Here is a 12,740-nt window from a genome sequence, read left to right on the forward strand (position 1 = left end):
TTCTTTACAGATCAACAGTAATAATTAAGGTATATGAAAAAGATTGAAGCTATTATCCGTAAAACCAAATTCGAGGACGTGAAAGATGCTCTTCTCGAAGCGGACATCGAATGGTTCTCTTATTATGATGTAAGAGGTATTGGGAAAGCACGCCAAGGACGCATCTACCGCGGTGTAGTCTATGACACCAGTACCATCGAACGAATACTTATCTCTATTGTCGTACGCGACAAGAATGCCGAGAAAACGGTACAGGCCATCATCAAGGCCGCGCAAACCGGAGAAATAGGCGACGGACGTATCTTCGTCATCCCCATCGAGGATGCCATCCGCATCCGCACTGCCGAACGCGGCGACATAGCCCTCTACAACGCCGAACAAGAACATTAAATATATAAATTATTATGGATATAAAATATAAGAAACACAGCTTTACGAAGCTGTGGATAGCCACTACTATGTTCATTTTGTGCTGTTTTACTATGGATTTGTCAGCACAAGACAAAGCCGCTGCCGATACTGTTGCAGCAATTACAGAGACAATTACTGAAGTTTCAACACTCCCTGCCGAACCTACGGGAGAAGCTCCGGATACTATCGGCGAACTGGCTTTAGGATTAAATACGGTTTGGATGTTACTTGCAGCTATGCTCGTGTTCTTCATGCAACCGGGATTTGCCCTGGTAGAAGCAGGTTTCACAAGAGTAAAGAATACCGCCAATATTCTGATGAAGAATTTTGTAGATTTTATGTTCGGCTCTCTACTTTACTGGTTTATCGGTTTCGGGCTTATGTTCGGCGCAGGCGGATTCATCGGAATGCCCCACTTCTTCGACCTGTCTTTCATGGATAACGGGCTGCCCAAAGAAGGATTCCTTGTTTTCCAAACCGTATTCTGCGCCACTGCCGCTACCATTGTATCAGGAGCAATGGCGGAACGTACGAAATTCTCCATGTATCTGGTTTATACAATCTTTATCAGTGTGCTGATTTACCCGATTTCCGGTCATTGGACTTGGGGCGGCGGTTGGCTGATGAACGGTGAAGCAGGTTCTTTTATGATGAACCTTTTCGGAACGACCTTCCATGATTTTGCAGGTTCCACTGTTGTTCACTCGGTAGGTGGATGGCTTGCTCTGGTAGGTGCCGCCATTCTTGGCCCGCGTATCGGCAAATACGGTAAAGACGGTAAATCAAGAGCTATTCCGGGACATAACCTGACAGTTGCCGCCCTGGGTGTATTTATCCTTTGGTTCGGATGGTTCGGGTTCAACCCCGGTTCCCAGTTGGCAGCAAGTACCGAAGCAGATGCAAACGCAATCTCACATGTATTCCTGACAACCAATCTTGCGGCCTGTGCCGGTGGTTTCTTCGCTCTGGTAATCAGTTGGATGAAGTATGGAAAACCCTCTTTGTCATTAACACTGAATGGTGTACTGGCAGGCTTGGTAGGTATCACCGCAGGATGCGATGCCGTATCTCCCGCAGGAGCCGCGTTGATTGGTGCTATCTGTGGCGTTGTGATGATATTCTCAGTTGACTTTATTGATAAAGTCCTGAAAATCGACGACCCGGTAGGCGCTTCTTCCGTACATGGTGTTTGCGGTTTCTTAGGAACGATTCTTACAGGTTTGTTTTCCACCAGCGAAGGTCTGTTCTATGGATACGGTTTCGGATTCCTCGGAGCACAAATCTTCGGAGCACTTGTAGTCGGAGTCTGGGCAGCAGGTATGGGATTCATCATCTTCAAGGCTCTTGATAAAATTCACGGTCTGCGCGTTCCGGCACGTGTCGAGGAAGAAGGACTTGATATTTACGAACACGGAGAATCCGCTTACAACTAAAAATGTCTGCTTATAAACTAATAAAACAGACTATATAGATTTAAAAACAGATTTCTATCTCGGGCGGGTTTGACCGCCTTCCCGGGAACTATACAGAGAAAGATTATTTGCTCTAACATATTTAACAACAAATCAAATTAGGTATTATGTCAAAACTAAGATTCAGAGTAGTAGAAACAGCTTTCAAGAAGAAAGCGGTTGAGGTAGCAACCCCTGTCGAACGCCCGTCGGAGTATTTCGCCAAGTACGTATTCAACAAGGAGAAGATGTTTAAATACCTTCCCAGCAAGGTATATAATGCACTGATTGACGCTATTGACAATGGTGCTCCGCTAGACCGCAGCATTGCCGACGAGGTAGCTGCCGGCATGAAGAAATGGGCTATCGAGATGGGAGTCACCCATTATACACACTGGTTTGCGCCGCTGACCGAAGGTACGGCAGAAAAACACGATGCTTTCGTAGAACATGACGGCAAAGGCGGCATGATGGAAGAATTCACGGGCAAGCTGCTTGTACAGCAGGAACCTGATGCTTCCTCTTTCCCGAACGGTGGTATCCGAAATACATTCGAAGCCCGTGGATACAGTGCCTGGGACCCTTCATCTCCTGCATTTATCGTAGACGACACTCTTTGTATCCCGACCGTATTTATCGCATATACCGGCGAAGCCCTCGACTACAAAGCACCACTATTGAAAGCACTTCGTGCCGTGGATAAAGCAGCAGTAGACGTTTGTCACTACTTCAACCCGGAAGTGAAGAAAGTAGTTGCCTATTTGGGTTGGGAACAGGAATACTTCTTAGTGGACGAAGGTCTGTATGCCGCACGCCCGGATTTGTTAATGACAGGCCGTACATTAATGGGACACGACAGCGCCAAAAACCAACAGTTGGAAGACCATTACTTCGGTGCTATCCCTACCCGTGTTGCCGCATTTATGAAAGACCTTGAAATTGAAGCTCTAAAACTGGGTATCCCCGTAAAGACCCGTCACAACGAGGTTGCACCCAACCAGTTTGAGTTAGCTCCCATCTTTGAAGAATGTAACCTGGCAAACGACCACAACTTGCTAATCATGTCATTGATGCGTAAAGTAAGCCGTCGCCATGGCTTCCGCGTATTGCTTCATGAAAAGCCGTTCAAAGGCGTCAACGGTTCCGGCAAACACAATAACTGGTCATTGGGAACCGACACGGGCATCCTATTGATGGGTCCGGGCAAGACTCCTGAAGACAACTTGCGGTTCGTTACATTCGTAGTAAATACGCTAATGGCAGTTTATCATCATAACGGGTTACTGAAAGCATCTATCTCCAGTGCCACCAACGCCCACCGTTTAGGAGCGAATGAAGCACCGCCGGCAATTATTTCGTCTTTCCTGGGTAAGCAGTTGTCGCAAGTATTGGATCATATAGAAAACAGTACAAAGGATGACTTAATCAGCCTCAGCGGCAAACAGGGCATGAAACTGGATATTCCGCAGATTCCCGAATTGCTGATTGACAATACCGACCGGAACCGCACCTCTCCTTTCGCCTTCACCGGCAACCGTTTCGAGTTCCGTGCCGTAGGTTCCGAAGCAAACTGTGCTTCCGCCATGATTGCATTGAATGCAGCCGTAGCCCACCAGTTAACGAAATTCAAGAAAGACGTAGATGCCTTGATTGAAAAAGGAGAACCGAAAATCTCTGCCATCCTCGAGATTATCCGCGGATACATCAAAGAGTGTAAAGCCATTCACTTTGACGGCAACGGTTACAGCGATGAATGGAAAAAAGAAGCAGCCCGCCGCGGTCTGGATTGTGAAACAAGCGTTCCTGTCATCTTCGACAACTACCTGAAACCGGAAACGATTGCCATGTTCGAAGCTACCGGCGTAATGACAAAAAAAGAACTGGAAGCCCGCAACGAAGTGAAATGGGAAACGTACACGAAGAAAATCCAGATTGAAGCCCGTGTACTGGGTGACTTGGCAATGAACCATATCATCCCGGTAGCAACCCAGTATCAAACGGATTTGATTAATAACGTCTATAAGATGCAATCCCTGTTCCCGGCAGAAAAGGCAGCCAAGTTATCCGCCAAGAACCTGGAACTTATCGAAGAGATTGCCGACCGTACCGCTTTCATCAAAGAGCATGTAGACGCAATGGTGGAAGCCCGTAAAGTGGCAAACAAGATTGAAAGCGAACGAGAAAAAGCCATTGCCTACCATGACACCATCACTCCGGCACTGGAAGAAATCCGTTACCACATCGACAAGCTGGAACTCATTGTCGACAACCAAATGTGGACGCTTCCGAAATACAGGGAACTATTATTCGTAAGATAGAAAAAGAAAAATGCCCGATGAAGATTTTTTCATCGGGCATGGAATAGAGATTATCTACTTCTTTTGTTGGTTGTTTTAAGTTTGCAGTGGAGGGGTGCCGTGAGGCAGTCCTCTTCTTTTTATACCCTACACACTCAAGAAGATAATCAACAGGCGTATGTTCTCTCTTAAGAAACGCAGAGTGATAGTCATATTCTTTTCCACCGTCTTTTCTGAAATAGCAAGTTTCTCTGCGATTTCACGGTTGGTGCACCCTTCCTTACGGCTCAATCGGAATATTTCCTGTTGGCGGGGAGAAAGCTCCTTCAACAACTGTTCTATGTATTCTCCCAATTCATGTGCCTCTATCTCCTCTTGAATCCCATGCCAATCATTACCATTTTCAGTGATAGTATCCAAAACTGTCAGCTTATAAGCGTTCTCATTAAAACTTTTCCGCATATGGCTAAAGATAAGATTGCGGGTGGCTATAAAAAGAAATCCCTCAAAACTTTCATTTTCTTTTAAAGATTCACGATAATTCCAGAGTTTCAGAAACACCTGTTGGACAATATCCTCAATATCTGCATCCGAAGTAATATAAAGACGGGAAAAGTTACAAACCTTTCCCCAATATCTTTTATATATTATAGAAAATGCGTCATTATCACCTTTTTTCAGTGCAGCTATCAATTCACGGTCTGTCATAAGATTTATTAATTACAGGCGCAAATATAAGTACTAATATTAAATATGAGTATATAAACGCTAAAATTATTATACGCCCATCCCCAATTATTCCTCTATACCATACCAAAAGTCCCCAATTCAAACATAAAATTCACCCTTCCGAAAAAAAGTTCTTTTTAAGGGAGGGTTAAAATATAGTTGCGAGTATTTAATGTAGATAAGCAGAAAAAGAATGGAAAAAAAAGAGGTAAACAAATTAATTAAAGGCTTACTGGCTGACAAACTCAGTTGGGAAGAAAAAGAAAAGTTGTCCCGAGACAAATTGGTAGAAGAAAGGATGAAACGGCAATGGAGACACGCTGCGGAAAATCCCGAAGACCGGGAAATGGGAGAACGGGTATGGAAACGTCTCGAAAAATGTAGAAAGCCTGCAAAACCAACCCGCTATCAATTCTCCTTCCAACGCTTTGCTGTTGCCGCTTCCATCATTTTGTTTGTCATGGCGGGAAGTTTATGGCTTTTAAAACAAAATTGGGAAAGTACAACAGAGTATATCGGTTTCACTGCCGACAAGGCCTTGATGTATATGCTTCCTGACAGTTCAAAAGTATGGATGAAGACAGGCAGCAATATACGTTACGCAAAAAACTTCGAGAGCCAAAGGGAAGTCTGGTTGGAAGGCGAAGCGTTATTCGATGTGACCAAAGGAAAGAAACAACATTTTATAGTACATATTCCCAAAGCGTTTATCGAAGTAAAAGGAACTTCTTTTCAAATCAAAAAGAACAAGTACAATAAAAATGAAGTAGCCCTGTTTGAAGGAAAAGTAGAATTCAATATCCAGTCCACCAACCAATGTATCGCCATGAATCCGTTGGATAAAATAATCTATGACCCGGAGACTGCAGACATAACAGTGGAAAAAGTAGAACATATGAATTGGGAAAACGGACGTTATCTGTTTACGGACATCACACTAACACAACTAATAGAAATTATCAACGACAGATATGGTTCGCAAATCACTCTTGGCAAAGATGTGAATAAGAAATATAAATATTCGGGAAGCCTCTACCATGATGAGACTTTGGAAAATGTAATCAAGAAACTATGTTACAGCATGAGCTTGAAAGTCGAGAAAAAAGGAGAAGAAATTCTCATTTACTAATATCTTTTTTATTAATCATTTAAATAACTAAAAATCTAAAAGCATGGAGAACAAAACATTCTCAACCAAGCAACGGTACGTAAAATGTATCATCTTGGCACTGCTGCTTTATCCGATTACTTTGTTTGCCGCTTATGGGCAAATAGCAGTGAAAGGAGAATCCCTCAGTGTCAAAGAAGCAATCCAACAAATTGAAAGACACAGCAACTACGTCTTTTTCTACAATGCGACATTGCTCAAAGAAATGGGAAAAAAGAACATTGATTGTAAAGGTTCTATTGAAAAGGTCTTGAATGAAATATTCAAGAACACGAATATAGAATATATGATTGATGGCAATGAAGTCGTCTTAAAAGTAAAAAGTGCTCCGGTAGCGCCCCAGCAAACCAAACAAAAGAAGCGTACTGTGACGGGTACAGTATTTGATGCGAACACAAAAGAAACCTTAGTCGGCGCAAACGTAAAACTAAAAGGAACCGATGTCGGTACTATCACTGACCTGGACGGTAATTTCAGTATCAGCGTCAACAGCAGTAAAGATGTGTTGGTAGTATCATATATGGGGTATAAGACAGTAGAACAAGCCGTTGAGGACATGGGAGTCATAAAAATCGAATTACCATCCGACAGCGAGTTGCTGAATGAGGTAGTGGTCGTAGGATTCGGAACGCAGAAAAAGGTATCCGTAGTAGGCTCTATCACCAACGTCAAAGCCGCTTCGCTGAAAGTTCCCACTTCCTCATTAACCAACTCTTTCGGCGGACGTCTGGCAGGCGTAATCGCCACAACTTCCAGCGGAGAACCGGGCAAGGATGCCTCGCAATTTTACATTCGCGGCATCGGAACATTTGGCGGACGTGCCACTCCGTTAATCATGTTAGACGGAGTGGAAATCAGTTCCACAGACCTGAATTACATTCCTGCCGAAAACATTGAAAGCTTTTCTATTCTGAAAGATGCTTCCGCCACGGCAATCTATGGTGCACGCGGTGCAAACGGTGTAATGCTGGTAACGACAAAATCCGGAAAGGAAAACGAAAAGACCCGTATCAATGTCAGTGTGGAAAACTCATTCAATGTGCCTATGAGTTTCCCAGATTTTGTAGACGGAGTCACCTACATGGAAATGGCCAACGAAGCACGTTATACCCGTACCGGAACTTATGACGGCCTGCTTTACACACAGGAACAGATTAACAACACCCGTGCCAACAAGAATCCGTACGTATATCCTAATGTCAATTGGAAAGACCTGATGTTTAAGAATATGTCTATGAGCCAACGGGCAAACATCAATGTCAGTGGTGGTGGTTCAAAGGCAAACTACTACTTGAGTTTACAAGCAAACCACGACTCCGGTGTCTTGAATAACAAGAAACTTTATTCATTCGACAATAACGTAAACGTATGGAGTTATACTTTCCAAAGTAATGTGGATTATAAACTCACTCCTACTACAAAAATACAATTACGAATGAATGCTCAACTCCGCAATAGCGGTGGTCCAAAAACCAGTACAACCGATTTATTTGCAGAAATGTTATCGGCCAATCCTGTTAACTTCCCCGCTTACTATCCAAGTAGTGTCGCCCCTTCCGGAGTTGATCATATGTTATTCGGTAATGCATTCTATACAGGTAACTTGCTATACAAAAATCCATATGCAGACTTAATGACCACCTATGGAGAAGATTTTCAATCAACCATCCTAACCACAGTCAAAGCAGAACAGGAGTTGGACTTTATCACCAAAGGACTTAAACTGACCGGATTAATCAGTTTTAAAAACTGGTCGAAATCTTACTTCACCCGCACAATCGAACCTTATTATTACATGGCAAAAACAGGTTCTTATGATCCATATGACCCTGAAGCCGCAAACTATACCTTAGAACGTGTAGGTACTAGCGGAAAGGACTTCATCACTCAATCCGACCCTGAAAAATCTGCCGACCGTACTTTCCAGTTTCAGGCAGCCTTGGAGTGGTCACGCAATTTCAAAGGAATCCACGACCTATCAGCGATGTTACTCTACCTACAACGTGAATACCGTGTCAACCCATTACCTACCCGTAATCAGGGAATATCCGGCCGTTTCACCTATGCTTATGACCAGCGTTACTTGTTCGAGGCCAATTTCGGTTATAACGGAACCGAGCGTCTGGCTTCTGGTCACCGCTTCGAAATGTTCCCTTCCTTTGCAGCAGGCTGGGTCATCAGCAATGAAAAATTCTTCGAGCCAATAAACAGAATTGTCACAAACCTTAAAATCAGAGGTTCATGGGGGTTAGTCGGTAATGATGAAACAGGAACGACAGATATACGTACCGGAGCTAAAGGTCCCCACTTCATTTATCTGACTAATGTAAATCTGAATGATGACAATCACCAATACACTACTGGAGTAGATATGAACGTTACTTACAAAGGTCCTGCCGTCACACAATATGGCGTGACAAATGCAACCTGGGAACGGGCGGAAAAACTAAACTTAGGTGTTGACCTCGAATTATTCAGCAAACTATCTTTGACTATCGATATCTTTAAAGATAACAGAAGCAATATCCTGCTCCGTCGTGAACGTTTCCCCGAATATTTGGGATATGAAAACGCTAAACCCTGGGCTTCTATCGGTAAGGTAGAAAACAAAGGGTTGGAAATTGCAATGAACTACGTACAAGAGATTGGCAAAAACTGGAGTTTCGACCTGCGAGGTACATTTACTTATAACCGTGCCACTCAAGTATATTCTGACGAAGCATATCGTGCAGAAGAATATCGCCGCCATGACGGAAAATCTCTGAACGGTACATGGGGATACGTTGCCGAGCGTCTTTTCGTTGACCAAGCAGACATTGACAACAGCCCGACACAAAAATTCGGTAACTCACCGATGCCAGGTGATATTAAGTATAAGGATATGAATGGAGATGGAATTATAGACGGCTCCGACCAATGTGAACTCTCCCCTTATGGTTCCACTCCGGGCATCATGTATGGCTTCGGTTCCACCATACGCTACAAAAATTTCGACCTCGGGTTCTTCTTCCAAGGGGCGGCACAACGGAAAATCATGGTCAGTGGTATCCACCCGTTCGGAAATACCCGAAAGAATGTTCTGCAATTTATTGCGGATGATTATTGGAGCGAATCCAATCCCAACCCAGACGCAGCTTATCCCCGTCTCGAATACCGTGATGACGCAAACAACAACCGCCAAAACAGCAGCTACTGGTTGCGCGACGGCTCATATATGCGTCTGAAAAATGCCGAGCTCGGTTATACTTTCAAATACGGACGTATCTATCTGATTGGAAATAATCTGCTGACATTCAGCAAATTCAAATTATGGGATCCGGAATTGAGTTGGAACGCTTACCCGCTGTCACGTACCTTCAGCATAGGCATGCAACTCAATTTCTAAAAGAAATTTTCAAATAGTATAAAATACAAGAAATCTATATATGAAATCAAATATACTTTATAAATTCATTATCGGAGCAGCCGTAATGACAACCAGCCTTACATCATGTAATTACCTGGATGTAGTGCCTGTAGAACAAGCTACCCTTGACGACGCTTACAAAAAGCCGGAACTTACATTAGCCTACCTATATTCTTGTTATAGCGGATTGAAAAAGTGGAATCCGGTGGACTACTACAACGAAGATGTAGCATCCACCGACGAATATGTACTTCCGCCCAACTGGAACGGAGACGCCTATAATATACAAACCAACCAACGCTCGTCAGCTACCGGCGGTGGTTGGACCTGGCGTTATTGCGGATATGACCCTATCCGCACATGTCACTTATTTTTAGAAATAGTAGACAAAGCCCCCAACCTGACAGACGAACAACGCACCACATGGAGAGCGGAAGCGGAATTCCTTATAGGTTACTACCATTTTATGGTATTACGCAAATATGGTCCCTGCCCCATCATGGACCATGCATATCCGTCAGATGTGACGGGCGACGATATGCCGGGACGTTCACACTATGACGCCGTGACGAAGTTCATTACCGACCAAATAGATAAAGCAATGCCTAACCTGCCCGACCGCTGGACAGGTGGAGACTGGGGACGTGTAGATAAAGTGGTGGCAAAAGCTATCAAAGCGCGGGTACTTCTTTATGCGGCATCTCCCCAATGGAATGGAAATAAACTGTACGAATCAGGACGGTTAAAATGGGAAAATAGCCGTTGGGAAACTCCGGGATATGGGAAACAGCTTGTCAGCCCTGTATATAGCGAGCAAAAATGGATAGATGCCAGAGACGCTTGCAAGGAAGCATTGGATTTCGCCCTGCGCCAGAATCTCGAACTCTACCAGGAATCCAACTTCGACGAACTGAAAAATGTAGATGCCAGCCAAAAAGACTTTATGAAATATGTATTCCGCATGCGTTATGCTTTGCTATCACGTGCAAATGCCACAGGCAAATGTCAGGAAGTTGTTTGGGGACTTGCCGACCAAAGCAGCATTGTCAATGGTTGTCTTCCTCGCCGAATGTTTAAAAAGACAGATAACACATGGCAGGACGGATGGTCAGGCGTATCTCCTACACTCGAAGCTATCAAACAGTTCTATACCAAAGATGGTTATCCCATTACCGACGAGAGCCGCTTCTATCCTCAGGACGAATGGTACGACATTGCCGGACAAAACATTATAAACAGTGAACCCTCCTACTCGGGAGAGCTTAATGCCAATGAAATCATTAAGTTAAACACCCATCGTGAACCACGTTTCTACGCCTGGATGGCTTTCAGCGGCGGAGAATACGGAACCAAACTTGTAAAAAACGCACCAATCATACTGAAAATGAGAGATTCGGAAGCACAAGGATATAATCCCAGCATCTCAAGCAGAGATTATTGCCGCACAGGTTTCCTTTGCCAAAAATGGGCTCACCCCGGACTTGCATATAGCGAAAACGGCTCGGACAACAACGGTTCGTTAACTGCCCCACGTCCTATTATCCGTATGGCGGAACTATATCTGAACCTGTCAGAGTGTTATGCAGCCTTAGGAGAAGAAGATAATTTCTTAGGAGCAATCAATCCGGTTCGTACCCGCGCAGGTATCAATGCCTTAAAGGCAAGTGATGTGACCAAAGGCAAAGACGACATGACAGAGTGGGTACGCAGGGAACGATTCATCGAGTTCTATGGTGAAGGCATCCGTTTCTACGATATGAGACGCTGGTTGAAAGGCAAGGAAATTATGGGCAAGGGACTTCACGGATTGAATATGGTAGGCTATGTAGGTCCGACTTTTACGCAATTCAACCAGGAGACAGTAATGCCCGAATACACAGAAGTATCATGGGACGACCGTTTGTACTTAATGCCTCTTTATTATGAAGAAGCGGACAAAAGCGAGAACCTGATACAAGCACCAGGATATTAATCTTTAAACGATTTAGATGAAAAGAAAATCAGTTATGAAAAAATATATTTATATGACCGCTTTGGCTTTATCCAGTCTGGGAATATTGTCAATAGCCAGCTGTTCTGACGATGATTTTAAGAACAAACCTCAGACAATCGACATCAACGACATCGCACTCACCCCTATCAACGGCGGATGCGAAGTGGAATGGACCCCTGACCCGGAAGACAATAACTTTGTCTTCCTTCACATAGAATTTACAGACCATGATAACAAACCTCGTTCTTATAATGTCAGCCGTTACGGAAGCGAATTGGTTACTCCATTCGTAAAAGACGAAGACGGAAACCCGGTTCTCAACGAAAATGGAGAATCGGTAAAGATGGTTATCAAAGATTTAGTAAACCAGGAATATGCATTGCATTTCTATGCTTACAATAATGATAATAACCGCATTGATTTGGGAAGCCGTTCCATCACTCCATTGGATTACAAGCAATGTACTCCCGACTCTATTTTTGCAGTAAGTATCTCTGCAAAAGGCGGACGAAAAGTGATACTGGAATGGAAAGAGCCTCAAATCAAAACCAGTTCCACTTCCGACAAGGTGTTTTTCAGATTCAAATTCGGAGAGGATATTGTGGAAACCAAAAACATTGATTTGGGAATACACCATGCAGAATTTATCTTGGAAAATTCCGGTGAATGTACCGTAGAGTACGGTACGGTATCAGCTATCGGAAAAGAATGGGTGAGAAAGTATAACGGCACTCTCAATGTGGTCAAATTCTACACTCAGGAATTGTGGGAAGCCAAGGACAAAGCAGGTTGGACAGCAACTTGCGAATCCGTACAAGAAAGCGAAGGGCCTGTCAGTTCATTGATAGACGGTAATATTAATACCTTCTGGGCATGTAGCTGGAATCCGGCAATCTTCCTCGATAAATACATAATTGACATCACACTACCGGAAGAGCAAGATATGGTAGGAGTAATCCTACAACAAAGACAAAGCAATTCTATGGGTTATTGGCGCTTGGTTCAGCACTTTTCCATTGAAGTGAAAACAGAAGATTCCGAAGAATATACAATGGTCATTCCGGAAGGAACTTTAACGAATGAAGGAGCGACGGATAAGGATAATTTGGGTACTGCTTATCTGGCAAAACAGAACTTCGACCTTGAGCAGATTTACCGGACCAAGCAGATTCGTTTGTGTCTATGGGACCCGCTGAACAGTGAATTTACAGAAAACCCGCAAAACCTTTGTATGGGTGAATTTGGTATCCTTATTAAAGACCCTGCTAAAAACGATGAGTAACCT

Annotated in this window: 8 protein-coding genes; 7 read left to right on the forward strand and 1 reads right to left on the reverse strand. The window is 43.8% G+C overall.

Going from position 1 to position 12,740, the window contains the following annotated elements; translation table 11 throughout:
• The first annotated feature begins 33 nt into the window (after positions 1-33).
• From ACGHVY_RS09495 to ACGHVY_RS09505, 3 genes are all read left to right on the forward strand, one after another.
• Positions 34-390 carry a P-II family nitrogen regulator gene (locus ACGHVY_RS09495; protein WP_308745811.1) on the forward strand — a complete coding sequence of 119 codons (357 nt, stop codon included), beginning with the start codon at positions 34-36 and terminating at the stop codon, positions 388-390.
• A gap of 14 nt (positions 391-404) precedes the next feature.
• Positions 405-1,844, forward strand: a complete 1,440-nt coding sequence (locus ACGHVY_RS09500) for an ammonium transporter (protein ID WP_390598633.1) — start codon at positions 405-407, stop codon at positions 1,842-1,844.
• A 146-nt stretch (positions 1,845-1,990) separates the two neighbouring features.
• On the forward strand, positions 1,991-4,180 hold the full coding sequence (locus ACGHVY_RS09505; RefSeq protein ID WP_390598635.1) for a glutamine synthetase III: 2,190 nt from the start codon (positions 1,991-1,993) through the stop codon (positions 4,178-4,180).
• A gap of 126 nt (positions 4,181-4,306) precedes the next feature.
• Here ACGHVY_RS09505 and ACGHVY_RS09510 read toward each other — a convergent pair whose 3' ends face one another.
• Positions 4,307-4,867 (reverse strand): RNA polymerase sigma-70 factor, encoded by a 561-nt coding sequence (locus tag ACGHVY_RS09510; RefSeq protein WP_390598637.1) that lies wholly within the window; start codon positions 4,865-4,867, stop codon positions 4,307-4,309.
• Between the two features lie 214 nt (positions 4,868-5,081).
• On the opposite strand from ACGHVY_RS09510, the gene ACGHVY_RS09515 reads away from it, so the two are divergent.
• From ACGHVY_RS09515 to ACGHVY_RS09530, 4 genes are read left to right on the forward strand one after another with little or no spacing between them, the layout of a single operon-like run.
• The gene (locus ACGHVY_RS09515) at positions 5,082-6,017 is read left to right on the forward strand and encodes a FecR family protein (RefSeq protein ID WP_390598638.1); all 936 of its coding nucleotides are present in this window, start codon (positions 5,082-5,084) and stop codon (positions 6,015-6,017) included.
• Between the two features lie 43 nt (positions 6,018-6,060).
• Entirely contained in the window at positions 6,061-9,441 is a 3,381-nt protein-coding gene (locus tag ACGHVY_RS09520; RefSeq protein ID WP_390598640.1) for a TonB-dependent receptor, read from the forward strand.
• Positions 9,442-9,481: 40 nt separating this feature from the next.
• On the forward strand, positions 9,482-11,434 hold the full coding sequence (locus tag ACGHVY_RS09525; RefSeq protein ID WP_390598641.1) for a RagB/SusD family nutrient uptake outer membrane protein: 1,953 nt from the start codon (positions 9,482-9,484) through the stop codon (positions 11,432-11,434).
• A gap of 34 nt (positions 11,435-11,468) precedes the next feature.
• Positions 11,469-12,737: a discoidin domain-containing protein gene (locus ACGHVY_RS09530; protein ID WP_390598643.1), complete on the forward strand. Its 1,269-nt coding sequence runs from the start codon at positions 11,469-11,471 to the stop codon at positions 12,735-12,737.
• Positions 12,738-12,740: the final 3 nt, after the last annotated feature.

This window comes from Bacteroides sp. f07, from assembly GCF_042854785.1.
Lineage (GTDB): Bacteria > Bacteroidota > Bacteroidia > Bacteroidales > Bacteroidaceae > Bacteroides.

Coding starts and splice junctions, on each gene's coding strand:
- ACGHVY_RS09495 (WP_308745811.1), top strand. CDS start 34: ATGAAAAAGATTGAAGCTATTATCCGTAAAACCAAATTCGAGGACGTG.
- ACGHVY_RS09505 (WP_390598635.1), top strand. CDS start 1,991: ATGTCAAAACTAAGATTCAGAGTAGTAGAAACAGCTTTCAAGAAGAAA.
- ACGHVY_RS09500 (WP_390598633.1), top strand. CDS start 405: ATGGATATAAAATATAAGAAACACAGCTTTACGAAGCTGTGGATAGCC.
- ACGHVY_RS09515 (WP_390598638.1), top strand. CDS start 5,082: ATGGAAAAAAAAGAGGTAAACAAATTAATTAAAGGCTTACTGGCTGAC.
- ACGHVY_RS09510 (WP_390598637.1), bottom strand. CDS start 4,867: ATGACAGACCGTGAATTGATAGCTGCACTGAAAAAAGGTGATAATGAC.
- ACGHVY_RS09530 (WP_390598643.1), top strand. CDS start 11,469: ATGAAAAAATATATTTATATGACCGCTTTGGCTTTATCCAGTCTGGGA.
- ACGHVY_RS09520 (WP_390598640.1), top strand. CDS start 6,061: ATGGAGAACAAAACATTCTCAACCAAGCAACGGTACGTAAAATGTATC.
- ACGHVY_RS09525 (WP_390598641.1), top strand. CDS start 9,482: ATGAAATCAAATATACTTTATAAATTCATTATCGGAGCAGCCGTAATG.